The sequence below is a fragment of the Pseudomonas sp. CFSAN084952 genome (assembly GCF_009648855.1).
Classification (GTDB): Bacteria; Pseudomonadota; Gammaproteobacteria; order Pseudomonadales; family Pseudomonadaceae; genus Aquipseudomonas; species Aquipseudomonas paracarnis.
The window spans coordinates 5,752,370-5,770,739 of sequence record NZ_CP045767.1 but is presented as its reverse complement, the minus strand read 5'-3'; the positions used below and the strand labels follow the sequence as shown (position 1 = coordinate 5,770,739).

The 18,370-nt window shown below is 60.9% G+C and carries 16 protein-coding genes; 10 read left to right on the top strand and 6 right to left on the bottom strand.

Going from position 1 to position 18,370, the window contains the following annotated elements; genetic code table 11:
- Positions 1–97: 97 nt before the first annotated feature.
- Positions 98–505: an RNA-binding S4 domain-containing protein gene (locus GH769_RS26290; protein ID WP_003236026.1), complete on the bottom strand. Its 408-nt coding sequence runs from the start codon at positions 503–505 to the stop codon at positions 98–100.
- A 116-nt stretch (positions 506–621) separates the two neighbouring features.
- Between GH769_RS26290 and GH769_RS26285 the strand changes: the two genes are divergently transcribed.
- Genes GH769_RS26285 through rimK form a run of 3 tightly spaced genes read left to right on the top strand, consistent with a single transcriptional unit; the run spans position 622 to position 2,799 of the window.
- Positions 622–1,401, top strand: a complete 780-nt coding sequence (locus tag GH769_RS26285) for an EAL domain-containing protein (RefSeq protein ID WP_020302423.1) — start codon at positions 622–624, stop codon at positions 1,399–1,401.
- 46 nt (positions 1,402–1,447) lie between these two features.
- The gene (locus GH769_RS26280) at positions 1,448–1,897 is read left to right on the top strand and encodes an ATP-dependent zinc protease (RefSeq protein WP_169856571.1); all 450 of its coding nucleotides are present in this window, start codon (positions 1,448–1,450) and stop codon (positions 1,895–1,897) included.
- Positions 1,894–2,799 carry a 30S ribosomal protein S6--L-glutamate ligase gene (gene rimK / locus GH769_RS26275; RefSeq protein WP_003187674.1) on the top strand — a complete coding sequence of 302 codons (906 nt, stop codon included), beginning with the start codon at positions 1,894–1,896 and terminating at the stop codon, positions 2,797–2,799. Before GH769_RS26280 ends, rimK begins: the two co-directional genes overlap by 4 nt.
- Positions 2,800–2,939: 140 nt before the next feature.
- On the opposite strand, the gene GH769_RS26270 is transcribed toward rimK, so the two are convergent.
- Positions 2,940–4,253, bottom strand: a complete 1,314-nt coding sequence (locus GH769_RS26270) for an ATP-binding protein (RefSeq protein ID WP_014716473.1) — start codon at positions 4,251–4,253, stop codon at positions 2,940–2,942.
- Positions 4,254–4,370: 117 nt separating this feature from the next.
- Entirely contained in the window at positions 4,371–5,111 is a 741-nt protein-coding gene (gene ompR / locus GH769_RS26265) for a two-component system response regulator OmpR (protein ID WP_003187669.1), read from the bottom strand.
- 357 nt (positions 5,112–5,468) lie between these two features.
- On the opposite strand from ompR, the gene GH769_RS26260 reads away from it, so the two are divergent.
- The 7 genes from GH769_RS26260 (at position 5,469) to tauD (ending at position 13,693) form a co-directional block, all read left to right on the top strand.
- A complete protein-coding gene (locus tag GH769_RS26260) occupies positions 5,469–7,793 on the top strand; it encodes a Tex family protein (protein ID WP_014716472.1) in 2,325 nt (774 codons plus the stop codon).
- Positions 7,793–8,176, top strand: a complete 384-nt coding sequence (locus tag GH769_RS26255; protein WP_014716471.1) for a PaaI family thioesterase — start codon at positions 7,793–7,795, stop codon at positions 8,174–8,176. The genes GH769_RS26260 and GH769_RS26255 overlap by 1 nt, the downstream gene beginning before the upstream one ends.
- A gap of 214 nt (positions 8,177–8,390) precedes the next feature.
- On the top strand, positions 8,391–9,974 hold the full coding sequence (gene gshA, locus GH769_RS26250; protein ID WP_032901783.1) for a glutamate--cysteine ligase: 1,584 nt from the start codon (positions 8,391–8,393) through the stop codon (positions 9,972–9,974).
- Positions 9,975–10,234: 260 nt separating this feature from the next.
- A complete protein-coding gene (tauA, locus tag GH769_RS26245) occupies positions 10,235–11,212 on the top strand; it encodes a taurine ABC transporter substrate-binding protein (RefSeq protein ID WP_014716469.1) in 978 nt (325 codons plus the stop codon).
- Positions 11,213–11,229: 17 nt separating this feature from the next.
- Entirely contained in the window at positions 11,230–12,009 is a 780-nt protein-coding gene (tauB, locus tag GH769_RS26240) for a taurine ABC transporter ATP-binding subunit (protein WP_032901782.1), read from the top strand.
- The gene (tauC, locus tag GH769_RS26235) at positions 12,006–12,842 is read left to right on the top strand and encodes a taurine ABC transporter permease TauC (protein WP_014716467.1); all 837 of its coding nucleotides are present in this window, start codon (positions 12,006–12,008) and stop codon (positions 12,840–12,842) included. Before tauB ends, tauC begins: the two co-directional genes overlap by 4 nt.
- A gap of 14 nt (positions 12,843–12,856) precedes the next feature.
- Positions 12,857–13,693: a taurine dioxygenase gene (gene tauD / locus GH769_RS26230; RefSeq protein ID WP_032901780.1), complete on the top strand. Its 837-nt coding sequence runs from the start codon at positions 12,857–12,859 to the stop codon at positions 13,691–13,693.
- Positions 13,694–13,833: 140 nt separating this feature from the next.
- Here tauD and mgrA read toward each other — a convergent pair whose 3' ends face one another.
- From mgrA to epsC, 3 genes are all read right to left on the bottom strand, one after another.
- Positions 13,834–14,871: an L-glyceraldehyde 3-phosphate reductase gene (gene mgrA, locus GH769_RS26225; RefSeq protein WP_014716465.1), complete on the bottom strand. Its 1,038-nt coding sequence runs from the start codon at positions 14,869–14,871 to the stop codon at positions 13,834–13,836.
- A gap of 127 nt (positions 14,872–14,998) precedes the next feature.
- Positions 14,999–16,960: a choline transporter BetT gene (gene betT, locus GH769_RS26220; RefSeq protein ID WP_169856569.1), complete on the bottom strand. Its 1,962-nt coding sequence runs from the start codon at positions 16,958–16,960 to the stop codon at positions 14,999–15,001.
- A gap of 399 nt (positions 16,961–17,359) precedes the next feature.
- Positions 17,360–18,286 carry a serine O-acetyltransferase EpsC gene (gene epsC / locus GH769_RS26215; protein ID WP_014716464.1) on the bottom strand — a complete coding sequence of 309 codons (927 nt, stop codon included), beginning with the start codon at positions 18,284–18,286 and terminating at the stop codon, positions 17,360–17,362.
- Positions 18,287–18,370: the final 84 nt, after the last annotated feature.

The window sequence follows — 18,370 nt, the reverse complement described above, 5'->3', positions numbered from 1 at the left end:
TACGGGGTGTCAATCAATGCATCTGTGCCTGACCCACCGTATTCGCGGGCAAGCCCGCTCCCACATTTGATCGAGTGTGCATGGGCGACTCGTGCAATCAATCGTCATTGCCGCTGCCGCGAAATTTGAATAGATCGCGGCGCTGCTTCTTGCTCGGCTTGCCGTCAGTGGTCAGGCCTGAAGCACCTGCTTTGCGCATGGCTGCAGCGTTTTCGCGCTTGGCGATGCTGGCTTCGGTCTCGGCATACAGTGCCTGCGCTTCAGGCGCGCCGCGGCGTACGATGGAAAGTGCCTGCACCACGATGGTTTTTTCATCAAACCCTGTACGAATCTGAAACTCGTCGCCGACGCGCGGCTCCTTGCCCGGTTTGCAGCGCTCGCCGCGATGATGCACCTTGCCGCTCTCGATAGCGGCCTTGGCCAGAGCGCGGGTCTTATAGAACCGCGCTGCCCACAACCACTTGTCCAGCCGGACCTTCTCTTCCTCTTCCTGCTTTTGAGCCACTTGAATTCCTCGCTCTGAAAAATGTCGCAACTTTACCGTTGAAACCCTTCGACGCATAAACCCCAAGGCTCACCTAAGATACGCCAGGTAGCACCCTGTTTTCGCGAGGATACGCCGTGACCGACTTTCCCCTTTCCCTCACCTCGCCCAACCAGGGGTGCGTGGGTTGCCAGCAAAGCGAGCCTCTGGGGTTCGATTTTGCGTTCGCCTACCAGCCTATCGTAGACCTGCGTGACCATTCGATCTTCGCCAACGAAGCCTTGGTGCGCGGCCCCCTGGGAGAAGGCGCGCTGTCGGTGCTGGCTCAGGTCAACGCAACCAATCGCTACCGCTTCGACCAGCGTTGCCGGACCAAGGCCATCGCCGGTGCCGCGGCCCTGGGCATGCAGACTCACCTTTCCATCAACTTCATGCCCAATGCGGTATATCGCCCGGAACTGTGTATCCGCAGCACTCTGGAGGCCGCCCGAGCGCACAATTTCCCGCTGGACCGGCTGATTTTCGAGACTCTGGAAAGCGAGCACGTAGATAACTATCGCCATTTGACGAATATTCTGCGTGAATACCGCGAATTCGGCTTCAAGACCGCCATCGACGATTTCGGCGCGGGCTATTCGGGGCTGAACCTGCTGGCCGATTTCCAACCTGACTTGATCAAGCTCGACATGGCGCTGATTCGCGATGTCGACCAGGATCGTGTCCGCCAGGTCATCGTCCGAGGGATTGTCACAATCTGTGAGCAGTTGGGGGTTACTGTCATCGCCGAAGGCATCGAAAGTGCCGGCGAGCGCGACTTCCTGTCCGACTGCGGAATATTTCTGATGCAGGGCTTCTGGTTCGCCAAGCCTGCATTCAAAGCGTTGGCTGAGGTATCTCCTCAAGCCTGGGCGAATTGACCGGTTAACCATATTGAAGACATTTGACCATTTGACCGTTGTGGGTCTGCGTGAGTGGGTGGCACTTCCCGACTTGGGAGTCGCAGGCCTGCGCGCGAAGATCGACACCGGTGCCAGTACCTCAAGCCTGCACGCCACCGATATCGAGCCCTTTGAGCGCGACGGTGAAAAGTGGGTGCGTTTTACCGCGCACCTGGGCAGCGTGGTGCAACTGCGTCACCGGCGCTGTGAAGCGCCCCTGGTGACGATGAAAACCATCAAGAGCTCCAACGGCCATGCGCAGGTGCGCTACGTGATCAGCACCACCCTGGCCCTGGGTGATCGGGTATGGCGGGTGGAGTTCACCCTCGCCTGTCGCAAAGCCATGCGTTACCGCCTGCTGCTGGGCTCCAAGGCGCTGATTGACGGCCAGCTGGTGGTCAATCCGGGCCTCAAGTACGTTCAAGACAAGCCGGTGTTCCCGGTCTCCACTATTTCTGCCCCAGGTGCTGCATGAAGATTGCTGTGCTGTCGCGAAACCCGCGTCTGTATTCTACCCGCCGCCTGGTCGAGGCCGGCACTGAACGTGGCCATGAAATGGTGGTGATCGACACGTTGCGTGCCTACATGAACATTGCCAGCCACAAGCCGCAGATCCACTACCGGGGCAAGCCCCTGGAAGGCTTTGATGCGGTGATCCCGCGTATCGGCGCTTCTGTGACGTTCTATGGCTGCGCGGTATTGCGCCAGTTTGAAATGATGGGGGTGTTTCCGCTGAATGAATCCGTGGCCATTGCACGCTCGCGGGACAAGCTGCGCTCCCTGCAACTGCTGTCGCGCCGGGGCATCGGCCTGCCGGTCACCGGTTTTGCCCACTCCCCGGATGACATTCCCGACCTGATCGAGATGGTCAATGGCGCACCGCTGGTGATCAAGGTGCTGGAAGGCACCCAGGGCATCGGCGTGGTGCTGTGTGAAACAGCAACGGCAGCGGAGTCGGTGATTGAGGCGTTCATGGGCCTCAAGCAGAACATCATGGTGCAGGAATACATCAAGGAAGCTGGCGGCGCGGACATTCGCTGCTTCGTGGTAGGCGACAAGGTGATTGCGGCGATGAAGCGCCAGGCCAAGCCCGGTGAGTTCCGCTCCAACCTTCACCGTGGTGGCAGCGCCAGCCTGATCAAGATCACCCCGGAAGAACGCATGACCGCGCTACGGGCAGCCAAGGTGATGGGGCTGAGCGTGGCGGGTGTGGACATCCTGCGCTCCAACCATGGCCCCTTGGTGATGGAAGTAAACTCATCGCCGGGCCTGGAAGGAATCGAGACCACCACCGGTAAGGATGTGGCAGGGATCATCATTCAGCATCTGGAAAAGAATGGCGGGCCGAATATGACTCGGACCAAGGGAAAGGGCTGAATACCCACATCTGCCACACGCCGCAAACCACTGTGGGAGCTGGCTTGCCTGCGATGACGCCGGTACATTCAACATCGTCGTTGAATGAACTACCGCTATCGCAGGCAAGCCAGCTCCCACATTTGCATTCATATTGCTTGTTAGACGGCGTCTCTAGGCAGCATCAACCCCAACGGCAGCCGCACCCGCGCCTCCAACCCGCCGCCTTCCCGGTTGCGCAACTCAACATTGCCGCCATGCATCGACGCAATCCGCCGCACAATCGCCAACCCCAACCCGGTGCCCTTGCCTCCTCGGGCTCGGTCGCCACGGGTGAAGGGGTTGAAGATACCTTCCAGTTCCGCCGGGTCGATTCCTGTGCCACGGTCCATCACGCTCAGCACCACGTAAGGTGCGGCACTGTCGCCAGAAACGTACGCCGCCACTTCCACATCGGAACCAGCATGGTGCAAGGCGTTGCCAATCAAGTTGTTCAGCAGGCGCTTCATCGACACCCGGCGTAATGCGAACGGCTGGATCGGCTCCAGGCGCGTGCGCACCTGCTCACCGTTCTGGTTATAGGGCGCAACCACCTCACGCACGAGCTCCGTGAGGTCGACCTCCTCGACCACCTCATCCCGCCCGTCGCGGATGAACGCCAGGAACTGGTCCAGGATGGCGTCCATGTCTTCGATGTCGCGCACCATGTCATCGGTGAGGTCGGTATGGTCACCCATCAATTCCAGGGACAAACGCAATCGCGTCAGCGGCGTGCGCAAGTCATGGGACACCCCCGCCAGCATCAACTCGCGTTCGCGCCCGGCCTGTTCGACATCTTCTGCCATCTGGTTGAAGGCGCCGTACACCTCGGTCATCTCACTGGGCGTGTCGCTGACCGGCAGACGCACACTACGCCCCTGGCCCAGTTGGCGAGCGGCAAACACCAGGCGCTTGAGGGGTTGGTTGAGCTGGCGGACGAAGATCCACGCCGACGCCGTTGAGAGCAAGCCAATGGCCAGGAACCAACCCAACACGTTCCAGATTTTTTGCCCACGCAGCGGGTGCGGATAAAGCGGAACCTTGATCCACGCATCCCCCAGGCTTGGCGCTCGCACCCACAACGCAGGCGAAACATGCATACGAAGCCGCACCTCGGTATCGGCGCCCAATTCGGCCTGCATCTGGCGCTGGTAAATCTCGCTGTAGGGCCAATGTTGCTCGCCTTCAGGCACACCGGCGCCGTCAACTCGAGTGAGGGTCGATGCCTTGGCTACCTTTTCGCGGTTCTCAGGGTCTACCGCCCAATAACCACGCAATGTCAGGGCGACGCCATGGCTGTACTGCCGATCCACCAGCACGTCTTCGTTCATCAGCAGATAAACCAACGTGAGTGCCTTGGAAAACAGAACGACAATAAGCACCAGCCAGAGGGTGCGGGAGAAGAAACTTTGCGGGAACCACAGCGGGGTTTTCATAGATGAAAGCTGCACACCTTGCAGGAACGAGCGGTGCTCGCAGAATTGCAGACGCCGGGCATCCCGTCGACCCTCATGGGGTCAAACGCCAGGATACCCGCCCCTGCAAATCATCGGTCACTTGGTTGCGGTGCCATCCGGCACAAACACATAACCCACACCCCACACCGTCTGGATATACCGCGGCTTGGACGGGTCTGGCTCGATCATCCGACGCAGTCGGGAAATCTGCACGTCGATGGAGCGCTCCAGTGCGTCCCATTCCCGGCCACGGGCCAGGTTCATCAGTTTGTCACGGGTCAGCGGCTGGCGAGCGTTCATGACCAAGGCCTTGAGCACTGCGAATTCACCCGTGGTGAGCATGTGCACTTCTTCACCGCGCTTGAGCTCACGGGTGGCCAGCGACAGTTCGTAGTCGCCAAAGGTGACGCTTTCGTCTTCGCTGCCCGGTGCGCCCGGTACCGCCGGTGCCTGGCGACGCAATACGGCCTTGACCCGCGCCATCAGCTCATCGGGGTTGAAAGGCTTGGCCAGGTAGTCATCAGCCCCCAGTTCCAGGCCCTTGATACGGCTCAGTTCATCGCCCTTGGCGGTGAGCATGATGATCGGGATCTGGTTGTTAGCACCGCGCAGGCGTTTACAGGCAGTAAGGCCGTCTTCGCCGGGCAGCATCAGGTCGAGGACGACCAGGTTGAAGACTTCACGCCCTAACAGACGATCCATCTGCTCGGTGTTCGGCACCGCCCGGGCACGATAGCCCTTGGAGTTGAAAAAACGCTCCAGCAGGCTGCTCAGCCCCGGATCGTCATCAACGATGAGAATTTTTTCGCCTTCAGCAGTTTGTGCGGTGCTGCTCATTGGATGCTCCTCTTATCTCGGCGCGCATTATGGCGTAGCTGCCGTTATACGCACCGTGTGCATTGTTAGCAGATTTTTCATCTACTGCCAGCGAACCCGCGCCCTACAAGCTGCGGCGCAGTAGCCCCCAAGGGCGGAACGCTGGTTATAATGCGGCGCCTCCGTGCAGGGCAACGTCAGATCGTTACCGTTTGCTGCCGGGCTTTTTTTACCCGCTTGTCGTGACTTTTTCGATTTCGAGGGTCAATAGCCAGCCTCTTGACCCAGGCAGCGGCGCCAGTCGGGCCGCTCAACCAGCCTCGCCGAGCCTTGTTTTTACGGGCCGGCGCGCTGATTTTAAGAATTTCAGGTGGTTTTATGGACAGCATCAACAGCCGCATCGCCGAGGAACTCGGTGTACGCCCACAACAGGTCGAAGCGGCCGTCGCTCTACTGGATGAAGGCTCCACCGTGCCCTTCATCGCCCGTTACCGAAAAGAAGTAACCGGCAGCCTCGACGACACCCAACTGCGTCACCTGGAAGAGCGCCTGCGCTACCTGCGAGAACTCGACGAACGGCGTATCAGCATCCTCGCCAGCATCGAGGAACAGGGCAAGTTGACTCCTCAACTGGAACGCGACATCAAACTCGCGGATACCAAGACCCGCCTCGAAGACCTTTACCTGCCATACAAACAGAAACGTCGTACAAAGGGCCAGATCGCCCTGGAAGCCGGCCTGGGTGATTTGGCCGACGGCCTGTTCAACGACCCATCGCTGACCCCGGAAACCGAAGCCGCGCGCTTCATCGACGCGGAAAAAGGCGTCGCCGACGTCAAGGCCGCCCTCGAGGGCGCCAAGTACATCCTGATGGAGCGCTTTGCCGAAAACGCCAGCCTCCTGGAAAAACTGCGTACCTACCTCAAGCAAGAAGCCATCCTCAGCGCCCGCGTTATCGCCGGCAAAGAGGAAGAAGGCGCCAAGTTCCGCGACTATTTCGAACATGACGAGCCGCTCAAAAGCATGCCGTCCCACCGCGCCCTGGCGATTTTCCGCGGCCGCAACGAAGGCATTCTCAGCTCCGCGTTGAAAGTCGGTGACGAGTTGCCGGGCACCATGCACCCGTGCGAAGGCATGATTGGTCAACAATTCGGCATCCAGAACCAGAACCGCCCGGCGGACAAGTGGCTCGGCGAAGTGGTGCGCTGGACCTGGAAGGTCAAGCTTTACACCCATCTGGAAACCGACCTGCTGGGCGAGCTGCGCGACGGCGCCGAAACCGAGGCGATCAACGTGTTCGCCCACAACCTGCACGATCTGCTGTTGGCCGCACCGGCCGGCCCGCGCGCCACCCTGGGCCTCGACCCGGGCCTGCGCACTGGTTGCAAGGTCGCGGTGGTCGATGCCACCGGCAAGCTGCTGGACCACGCCACCGTGTACCCACACGTACCGCACAACAAGTGGGACCAGACCCTCGCGATCCTGGCCGCCCTGTGCGCCAAGCATGCGGTGGACCTGATCGCCATCGGCAACGGCACCGCCAGCCGCGAAACCGACAAGCTGGCCGCCGAGCTGATCAAAAAATACCCAGCCATGAAGATGACCAAGGTCATGGTCTCCGAAGCAGGCGCTTCGGTGTACTCGGCGTCGGAGCTGGCCTCCAAGGAATTCCCGGACCTCGATGTGTCGATCCGTGGCGCGGTGTCCATCGCCCGTCGCCTGCAAGACCCGCTGGCCGAACTGGTGAAGATCGACCCTAAATCCATCGGCGTCGGCCAGTACCAGCACGACGTGTCGCAGCTGAAACTGGCACGCGGCCTGGATGCGGTGGTGGAAGACTGCGTAAACGCCGTGGGCGTGGATGTGAACACCGCGTCCGTGGCCCTGCTGGCGCGAATCTCCGGCCTCAACGCCACCCTGGCGCAGAACATCGTCAGCCATCGCGACGAAAATGGCGCGTTCAAAACCCGTGCTGCACTGAAAAAAGTCGCACGCCTGGGTGAAAAAACTTTTGAACAGGCTGCTGGTTTCTTACGCGTAATGAACGGTGACAACCCGCTGGACGCCTCTGCGGTTCACCCGGAAGCCTACCCATTGGTGCAACGCATTGCCGCCGAGACCGACCGCGATATCCGTTCGTTGATCGGTGATGCCGCGTTCCTCAAGCGCCTGGACCCCAAGAAGTACACCGACGAGACCTTCGGTGTGCCGACCATCACCGATATCCTGCAAGAACTGGAGAAACCGGGTCGCGACCCGCGCCCGGAGTTCAAGACCGCCGAGTTCCAGGACGGCGTCGAAGACCTCAAGGACCTGCAACCGGGCATGATCCTCGAAGGCGTGGTGACTAACGTGACCAACTTCGGCGCATTCGTGGACATCGGCGTGCATCAGGACGGTTTGGTACACATCTCCGCGCTTTCGGAGAAGTTCATCAAGGACCCACGTGAGGCGGTCAAAGCCGGTGACGTGGTCAAGGTCAAGGTCATGGAAGTCGACATCCCGCGCAAACGCGTCGGCCTGTCGATGCGCATGAGCGACACCCCCGGCGAAAAAATCGACGGTGCACGTGGTGCTCGCCCCGGTTCGGCGCCGCGCCAGTCGCAGAACAACGCGCCGCGCAAGGAAACCGCGACTGCCGCGCCAAGCAACAACGCCATGGCGTCGCTGTTTGCAAACGCTAAACAGCTGAAGAAGCGTTGATGGAGATTCCGGCCGGTTTGACCCAGAGCGCATTCAGCGAACTGATCGGCTGCCGCCTGCAACGCCTGGAAGAGGGCGTTGCCGAGGTGGCCCTGACCCTGGAGCCGCACCTGCGCAACCGCGCGGGCAAGCTCCATGGCGGGGCGATTTTCAGCCTGGTGGATATAACCATGGGCCTGGCGTGTTCCAGCGCCCACGGTTTCGACCAGCAGAGCGCCACCATCGAATGCAAGATCAACTATATTCGCGCCGTGGAAGACGGTGATGTGCTGTGCACCAGCCGGGTGATCCACACCGGTCGCCGCACCCTGGTGGTCGAGGCCGACGTGTACCAAGGCGAAAGACTTGTCGCAAAAGCACAGGGCACGTTCGCTGTCCTATAGCTCCCCACCCCCGATTTGAGTTAATTTCGGCGCTGCGATAACAGCGTCGGAATTTTCTCGCTGCGCTGTAGCCCAATTCATGGAGTGAAGTCGGCAAATTCAGAGCGGGTCAAATCGACTCAAAACCAGGCGATCACGCCAGTTTCCACTTCACCCTTGTAGACCGTCCTGCCCACCCCCATATTGGGGCGACTGACGCGTGAAGGAATCCAACTTGAGCGAACTTCTCAACCGCCGCCTGGCCCTGCTCGGCAAGCGCGAACACCTCTCCCTGCTAGAGCAATGCTTGCACGGCATCGAGCGCGAATGCCTGCGCGTCACCAGTGAGGGTCGCCTGGCGCAAACGCCACACCCCGAAGCATTGGGCGCCGCGTTGACCAACGAACAGATCACCACCGACTACTCGGAATCGCTGCTGGAGTTCATCACCCCAGCCCTGCCGAACCCGGCCGATACCCTGAGCAGCCTGGACAAGATCCATCGCTTTGCCTACACCAAGCTGGGCAGCGAATACCTGTGGAGCCCCTCGATGCCGTGCCCGTTGCCGGCCGAGGAAGATATTCCGATTGCCTACTACGGCACCTCCAATATCGGCCAGCTCAAGTACGTGTACCGCAAGGGCCTGGCCCTGCGTTACGGCAAGACCATGCAGTGCATCGCGGGCATCCACTACAACTTTTCCCTGCCGGAACAGTTGTGGCCATTGCTCAAGGAAACAGAAGGATTTGTCGGCACCGACCGTGACTATCAGTCCACGGCCTACATCGCGCTGATCCGTAATTTCCGTCGCTACAGCTGGCTGTTGATGTACCTGTTCGGCGCCTCGCCAGCCCTGGACGCCGGCTTCCTGCGGGGGCGCTCGCATCAGCTTGAAGTCCTGGATGCCGACACCCTGTACCTGCCCTACGCCACCAGCCTGCGCATGAGCGACCTGGGTTACCAGAGCAACGCCCAGGCCGGTCTGACGCCGTGCTACAACGACTTGGCCAGCTACACCGACAGCCTGCGCGAAGCGGTGGCAACACCCTACGCGCCGTACGTTGAAGTCGGCACGCACAAGGATGGCGAGTGGGTGCAGCTCAATACCAACATCCTGCAGATCGAAAACGAGTACTACTCCAACATCCGTCCCAAGCGCGTGACCTACACCGGCGAGCGGCCGATCCAGGCGTTGATGGCCCGCGGCATCCAGTACATCGAAGTACGCTGCCTGGACATCAACCCGTTCTTGCCGATGGGTATCGATCTGCCGGAATCACGGTTCCTCGACGCATTCCTGCTGTACTGCGCACTGAACGACAGCCCACTGTTCGCCAACAACGAGTGCGGCAACGCCACCTCCAACTTCCTCAGCGTGGTCAAGGAAGGTCGCCGTCCTGGCCTGCAATTGCAGCGTGACGGCCAGCCGGTGGACATGAAGGAGTGGGCGGCCGAGTTGCTGGAGAAGATTGCCCCGCTGGCCGCCCTGCTCGATCAGAGCCACGGCATCACCGAACACAGCGAGGCACTGGACGCCCAGTTGGCCAAGGTCAAGGACCCGTCCCTGACACCGTCGGCTCAGGTGTTGGCAGCCATGGCTGAGCGCAAGGAAAGCTTTGCGCAGTTCTCTCTGCATCAAAGCGAAGTGCATGCCGAGTACTTCCGCAAGGAGCCTTTGGCGCCTGAGGAACAAGCGCACTTTGAAGAACTGGCCCGTGCCTCGCTGGCGCAGCAGGCGGAGCTGGAACAGAACGAAGTGGGCGATTTCGATGTGTTTGTCGGCTCGTACCAGGCAAGCATCCTGGCCATCAGCAACTAACCTCAGGCTCGCTCTCCTGTGGGAGCTGGCTTGTGTGGGAGCTGGCTTGCCTGGGATATCGGTGGGTCAGCAACCCACCTGTTGACAGATACACCGCTATCGCAGGCAAGCCAGCGCCCACATTATTTTTGCCAGCCTGAAAACAGGCTTCGCCATTTCCCCTCATAAGCTAATTCGAAAAAGTTATTTATTTTCGAATTCTTAGATCATTTAGTCTCCTCTCACGCCGACCCTCGGCCGCCTGATTGAGGAGCTTCCCCTTGAAACTGTTGACCCCTCTGCGCCTGTTGGCCGCATTGTCCCTGGCCGGTGCCAGCCTGTTTGCCCAGGCGGCGGATGTGACCATTGCGTACCAGACCACCGTGGACCCGGCCAAAGTCGCCCAAGCCGACGGCGCCTATGAAAAAGCCACCAACGCCAAGATCGACTGGCGCAAATTCGACAATGGCGCCGACATCATCGCCGCCATCGCCTCGGGCGACGTGCAGATCGGCTACCTCGGTTCCAGCCCGCTGACCGCCGCAATAACCCGCAAAGTCCCGGTGCAAACCTTCCTCGTCGCCACCCAGATCGGCGGCGCCGAAGCCTTGGTGGCGCGTAACGGCTCGGGGATCAACAGCCCGCAGGACCTGGTCGGCAAAAAAATCGCTGTGCCCTTCGTTTCCACCGGCCACTACAGCCTGCTCGCTGCCCTGAAGCACTGGAACATCGACCCGGCCAAAGTCACCATCCTCAACCTGGCCCCGCCCGCCATCATCGCCGCCTGGAAGCGCGGTGATATCGACGCCACCTACGTGTGGGACCCGGCCCTGGGCGTGGCCAAAGAAACCGGCAAGGTGCTGATCACCTCCGGCGAACTGGCCAAGTTCGGCGCGCCGACGTTCGATGCCTGGATCGTGCGCAAGGATTTTGCCGAGAAGCACCCAGAGATCGTCACCGCCTTTGCCAAGGTCACTCTGGATGCCTACGCCGCCTACCGCAAAGACCCACAAGCCTGGCTTGCCGATACCGGCAACGTCGACAAACTGGTGAAACTCTCCGGCGCCAAGGCCAGCGATATCCCGTTGCTGCTGCAAGGCAACGTCTACCCGTTGGCCGCCGACCAGGTAACCCTGTTGGGAGCGCCGACCACCAAGGCCGTCACCGACACCGCTGCGTTCCTCAAGGAACAAGGCAAGGTCGAGGCCGTGCTGCCCGACTACGCCCCTTACGTCAGCGCCAAGTTCATTACCAACTGACCCAGGAGTTCACTGCGATGGCCTTGCTACAACTGGAGCGCATCAGCGCACAGTACCCAGGCGCCCCGGAACCGGTACTGTCCGATATTTCACTGGAGCTTGGGCCCCAGCAACTGCTGGTTGCCCTGGGCCCGTCCGGCAGTGGCAAGACGTCGTTGTTGAACCTGATTGCCGGCTTTGTCGAGCCGTCTGCCGGGCGTATCACCCTCGATGGCGAGCCGGTCAAGGGCCCCAGCGCCGAGCGCGGCGTGGTGTTCCAGGACGACGCCCTGCTGCCCTGGCAGGACGTGCTGGCCAACGTCGCCTTTGGCCTGGAACTGGCCGGCGTGCCCAAGGCGCAGCGCGAAGTGCGCGCCCGCGAAATGCTCGCGCTGGTGGACCTGGCCGGTTTCGACAGCCGGCGCATCTGGCAGCTCTCGGGCGGCCAGAAACAGCGCGTCGGCCTGGCCCGCGCCTTGGCGGCCGACCCTCGCGTATTGCTGATGGACGAACCCTTCGGCGCGCTGGATGCCTTTACCCGCGAACAAATGCAGGAGTTGCTGCTGCAAGTGTGGCGGCGCACGGCCAAGCCGGTATTCCTGATTACCCATGACATTGAAGAGGCGGTGTTTCTGGCCACGGACCTGATCCTGCTGGCGCCCAACCCCGGCCAGATCGTCGAACGCCTGCAGCTGGATTTCGGCCAACGTTACGCCGCCGGTGAATCAGCCCGCGCAATCAAGTCCGACCCGCGCTTTATCGAAACCCGTGAACATGTGCTGGGCAAAGTGTTCTCCCAACGGCAGGTGTACGCATGAGCAGCTACGAACTTCCCGCCACGGCCAGCAAGGCGGTGGCACCTGTCGTTATTCCGGTACGCCGCAGCCTGAGCACGCGTTGGATCAGCGTGCTGACCCTGGTGGCCTTGCTCGCCCTCTGGTGGGCCGTCACCGCCACCGGTTTGATCGAACCTCTGTTCCTGCCGCCACCATCGGCAGTGTTGCAAAAAGGCTGGCTGCTGGCGACCACCGGCTACATGGATTCCACCTTGTGGCAGCACCTGGGCGCGAGCTTGAGCCGCATCGGCCTGGGCCTGGGCTTTGCGGTGCTGACAGCCGTGCCGGTGGGGATTGCCATCGGAGCCAACCGCATTGCCCGAGGCATTTTCGATCCGTTGATCGAGTTCTACCGGCCAATTCCGCCGCTGGCCTACCTGCCGCTGATCGTGATCTGGTGCGGTATTGGCGAGCTGTCCAAGGTGCTGCTGATTTACCTGGCGATTTTCGCCCCGATTGCCATCGCGACCGCAACCGGGGTGCGCACCGTCGACCCTGCCAAGCTGAGGGCCGCGCAGTCGCTGGGCGCAACCCGCGCGCAACTGATTCGCCATGTGATCCTGCCCAGCGCCCTGCCCGACATCCTCACCGGTGTGCGTATCGGCCTGGGTGTGGGCTGGTCGACCCTGGTCGCCGCCGAGCTGATTGCCGCCACCAGCGGCCTGGGCTTCATGGTGCAGTCGGCGGCGCAGTTTCTGGTCACCGATGTGGTGGTTCTGGGCATCCTGGTCATCGCCCTGATCGCCTTCGCCATGGAAATGGGCCTGCGCGCCCTGCAGCGTAAATTAGTGCCCTGGCATGGCCAGGCACACTGAGTGAAGAATCCACAATGAGCAGCCTGACCGTTACCCCATTAAGCACCGCCCTGGGCGCCCAGATCAGTGGCGTCGACATCACCCAGCCGCTGAACCCTGAACAGCGCGACGCCATTGAACAGGCGTTGCTCGACTATTCGGTGCTGTTCTTCCGCGACCAGCCGATCACCCCGCAGCAACAGGCACGCTTCGCGGCCAATTTTGGCGACCTGCACATCCATCCGATCTACCCCAACGTGCCGGAACAGCCCGAAGTGCTGATCCTCGACACCGCCGTCACGGATGTGCGTGATAACGCGGTGTGGCATACCGACGTGACCTTCCTGCCCACGCCGGCCCTGGGCGCTGTGCTCAGCGCCAAGCTGCTGCCAGCCTTCGGCGGCGATACCTTGTGGGCCAGTGGGATTGCGGCGTATGAGGCATTGTCCGAGCCGTTAAAGCGCATGCTCGATGGCCTCACCGCCACACACGATTTCACCAAGTCGTTCCCGCTGGAGCGCTTTGGCAACACCGCCGAAGACCTTGCGCGCTGGGAAGCAACCCGCAAGAAAAACCCGCCGCTATCGCACCCAGTCGTGCGCACACATCCGGTGAGTGGGCGTAAATCGCTGTTCGTCAGCGACGGATTCACCACCCGAATCAATGAACTGGAACCGGCCGAAAGCAAGGCCATTCTCAAGCTGCTGTTCGCCCACGCCACCCGCCCGGAATTCACCATCCGCTGGCGCTGGCAGGAAAATGACGTTGCGTTCTGGGATAACCGCGTCACCCAGCATTACGCCGTGGATGACTACCGGCCGCAGCGGCGGGTGATGCACCGCGCGACGATTCTTGGGGATGTGCCGTTCTAACGCTTGGCGACAGATCGTTCCCACGCTCTGCGTGGGAACGCCTCCTGTGACGCTCTGCGTCACGACTTTAAAGCGGACGCCGAGCGTCCGGGGCTGCATTCCCACGCAGAGCGTGGGAACGATCAACCAGTGGTGTAAGGTTATTCGGCGGTGGACGGTTTTTCCCACAGGTTGATCCCACCTTCCTGCGCAAACCGATCAATCTCCGCCAGTTCTTGCGCACTGAAGCTCAAGTTCTTCAACGCCCCGACGTTCTCGATAATCTGCTCCGGCCGGCTTGCGCCGATCAGCGCACTGGTTACCCGTGGATCACGTAATGTCCACGCCAACGCCAACTGGGCCAGGCTCTGGCCACGGCGCTTGGCGATTTCATTCAGGCCGCGTACATGGGCGATGTTGGCTTCGGACAGGTGCTGGGCCTGCAACGAGCCACCACCCGGACGATTGACCCGCGCATCGGCTGGCACCCCGTTAAGGTATTTATCGGTCAACAAACCCTGGGCCAGCGGCGTGAAAGCGATCACCCCGGCGCCGAGTTCTTCAGTGGTCTCCAGCAGGTCTTTTTCCACCCAACGGTTGAGCAGGTTATAGGCCGGCTGGTGGATCAACAGCGGCACTTTCCACTCTTTGAGCAGCGCCGCCATTTCGCGGGTTTTTACTCCGGAGTAAGACGAGATACCGATGTACAACGCCTTGCCTTGCTGCACGGCGGTGGCAAGGGCGCTGGCGGTCTCTTCCAGCGGCGTGTCGGGGTCGAAACGGTGCGAATAGAAGATATCCACATAATCGACGCCCAGGCGTTGCAGGCTCTGGTCCAGGCTCGCCAATACGTATTTACGCGAACCGCCACCCTGGCCGTAAGGACCGGGCCACATGTCCCAACCGGCTTTGCTGGAAATGATTAATTCGTCGCGGTAGTGCTTGAAGTCTTCGCGCAGCAAACGGCCGAAGTTGATCTCGGCGCTGCCATAGGGCGGGCCGTAGTTGTTAGCCAGGTCGAAGTGGTTGATGCCCAGGTCGAACGCCGTGCGCAGCAACGCGCGCTGGGTGTCGATCGGGGTGCTGTCGCCAAAGTTGTGCCACAACCCCAGGGACAGGGCTGGTAGCACCAATCCACTGCGGCCTACGCGGCGATAGGGAATAGATTCATAGCGGTTTTCGGCAGCAATGTACGTCATCGAATCCTCTCTTGATCTAGGGCAAATAAGGCCCGGGAATAAGCATATTCCCGGGCCTTTTAAGCAGCTGAATCGCTTAAGTCTGCCTCTTCCTTTTACAGCAAAGACCTACTTGAGAGGAACGCTATCAGCGCACCATGTGCAAGAACTGCAGATGGCGCTCGTACTGGTCGAGGATGTCATTGATGATCTGCTCCTTGGTGTAGCCCACCAGGTCATAGTCCTGGCTGCCCTCACTCAAGTGCACTTCGGCCCGATAGTAGCGGCGGTTGTTGATCTCTTTCTTGCCGATGCCGCCCAAGGCGAACGACGGCGTGAAGTAGCCACGCATCTGCACCTGGTAGATGAACGGACGTTCTTCGCCATGGCCGATTTCGAGGCTGACACTGTCGTTGGACGGGTCGGGCTGGGTCACCACCGTAAGGCCCTTCTCGACAAACACGGCGGTCACTTCTTCAATCGCGGGGCGCACCGTGGTGTCGAGGAAACGGTACACCTCGTCACGCGACGGAAAATGCACGGCCTGGCTCAAGCGCTGGCGCCAGCCGCCTCGACCTTTGCGTGAAGCCGATATCGGCGCCAGGGAATGCAACTGCGCGATCTGCTTTTGCGACTCCAGGTAGAACGCCTTGTGCAGCCCCCACATCATCAGCAGCAGGATCAGCGAGAACGGCAGCGAGGTCAGTACCACCGCAGACTTGAGCGAGTCGATACTGCCAGCGAACAGCAACGCACTGGTGACCAGGGCGGTCATCGCGCCCCAGAACACACGCAGCCACTTCGGCCCGTCTTCATCCGCGTTGCCGCCTTTGGACGAGAGGGTGGAGAGCACCACAGTGCCGGAGTCAGCCGAGGTCACGAAGAATACAAAGCTGATGAACACCGTGACCGCGATCACGGTCTTGCTCCACGGGTAGGTTTCCAGCAGCAGGTAGAGGCTCATCGATGGGTCATCGATAGCCGACTGGCCCAGTGCAGCCATGCCATGGTTGAGCACCTGGTCGATGGCGCTGTTACCGAAAATCGACATCCACGCCAGGGTGAAGCCCAGCGGAATCAGCAGCACGCCAAACACGAATTCGCGGATGGTACGGCCACGGGAAATGCGCGCGATAAACAGGCCCACGAACGGCGACCATGCGATCCACCAGGCCCAGTAGAACACCGTCCAGCCGCCCAGCCAGTCGCTCGGCTCGTTGTAGGCGTACACATCAAAACTCTTGGTGGGCAACGCGCCCAAATAGTCACCGATGTTCTGGATCAGGGTGTTGAGCAGGTGCTGGGTAGGCCCGGCGAACAACACGAACAGCAGCAGCGCACAGGCCAGCAGCATGTTGATGTCGGACATCACCCGCACGCCTTTGTCGACGCCGGCCACGGCCACGATGATCGCCGCGCCCATCATCAGGGTGATCAGGCCCACCTGGATCCACTGGGTATGGGCAATGCCAAACAGGTAGTCCAGGCCAGAGTTGAGGTGCAGTACGCCAAAGCCCATGTCGGCGCCCAGGCCGAACACCGTGGCAATGATGCCAAAGCCATCCACCGCATAACCGATAGGGCCATTGATGCGCTTGCCGATCAGCGGGTACAGCGCCGAGCGCAATGCCAGCGGCAGGTTATGCCGGTAGGCGAAATAGGCCAGGGCCATGCCGACAAACGCGAACACGCCCCAGCCATGCAGGCCCCAGTGCAGGAACAACACCTGCATGGCCTGGCGCGCCGCATCGGCGTTCATTGCTTCGCCCTGGGGCGGCTGCACCAGGTGCGTCAGCGGCTCCGAGACACAGAAGAAAAACAGCGTGATGCTGATCCCGGCGGCGAACAACATGCCGGCCCAGGACAGGTAACTGAATTCGGGCTCGTCGTGGTCGGCACCGAGTTTTATCTTGCCGTAGCCCGATAGCGCGGTGACCACCACGAAGACCAGATACAGGGTCATCGCCAGCATGTAGTACCAGCCGACCGTGTTGGCCGCCCAGTTTTGCGCCGCCAGCAGCCAGGCACCGGCCTGTTGCGGGATAGCGATGACCGTGATGCCAAACAGCAGGATGACGGTGGCGGCAAAATAGAAAACGGGCGCATTCATGCGCACCATGCCGCTGGAAGGGGTGGACGATGCACTCATGAACGATGCACCTCAAGGTTGCGGGATATGGCTGTAAAAAACGGACTCAGCAAAGGTAAGCCTCCTGTTGTGAGCGGGCAGCGAACCACCGGTTTAACTTGAACGAACGTTCAAGTTAAACATGAATAGGCGGTCTGGGACTAATCGCAAGGCTGAGTGGTAGGTGTTTCCTACACTAGCTCAGGGATTGGTATGACGGATGAAGAAGGCAAATCGTTCAGCGACCCCACGTTGAAATACATTCGAAATGTGGGAGCTGGCTTGCCTGCGATAGCGCTGGGTCAGCCACCCATCTGTTGACTGATACACCGCTATCGCAGGCAAGCCAGCTCCCACACTGACCGGCGTTTGGCTCAGGTATTACTTCTGCGCCCCATCATCATGCTGCAAATTCGCCTGGGTGATATTCGCCCCGGCCGGCACGCTGCGGGTCAGCCACACATTGCCGCCAATGGTCGAACCCTGGCCAATGGTGATCCGCCCCAGGATCGTCGCCCCGGCGTAAATCACCACATCATCTTCAACAATAGGGTGACGCGGGTGGCCTTTCTGCAATTGCCCATCTTCATCCGCCGGAAAGCGTTTGGCGCCCAGTGTCACGGCCTGGTAGATGCGCACGCGCTCGCCGATGATCGCCGTCTCGCCAATCACCACGCCTGTGCCGTGATCGATAAAAAAACTCGGGCCGATCTGTGCGCCGGGGTGGATATCAATGCCGGTGGCCGAGTGGGCGATTTCTGCACTGATCCGCGCCAACAGCGGCAGGCCGGCACGGTACAGGTGATGGGCCAGGCGATGGTGGATCACCGCCAGGATGCCCGGGTAGCACAACAGCACCTCATCCACACTGCGTGCGGCCGGGTCGCCGTGGTAGGCGGCCAGTACGTCGGTGTCCAGCAGGCTGCGCAAGGATGGCAAGGCCAGGGCGAAATCCTGGATCAGGCGAATGGCGTGGGCGTTGACTTCGCTGTCGTCCTCACCGCTCTGGCGCGCGGCATAGCGTAACTCCAGGCGCGCCTGGGCGAGCAAGGCGTTGAGCGCGACGTCGAGGGTGTGGCCCACGTAGAAGTCTTCGCTTTCTTCGCGCAGGTCCGCCGGGCCCAGGCGCATCGGAAACAGGGCGCCGCACAAGGCCTCAAGAATCTGTGCCACCGCCTCGCGGGACGGCAACTCGCGGCCACCATGCTCGCCACTCAAGCGCCCATTGCGCGTTCGCCACTGGTCGCGGGCGCCGCGCAGCTGGCTGACGATGGTCTGCAATTGCCAATGACTGGAACGCTCACTCACGGTATTCACTCCTGACGAAATGGCCATCACTTTACGGTATGCACCCAGGCAGCTCTTAAGAACCAATGGTGTGAACATAAGAAC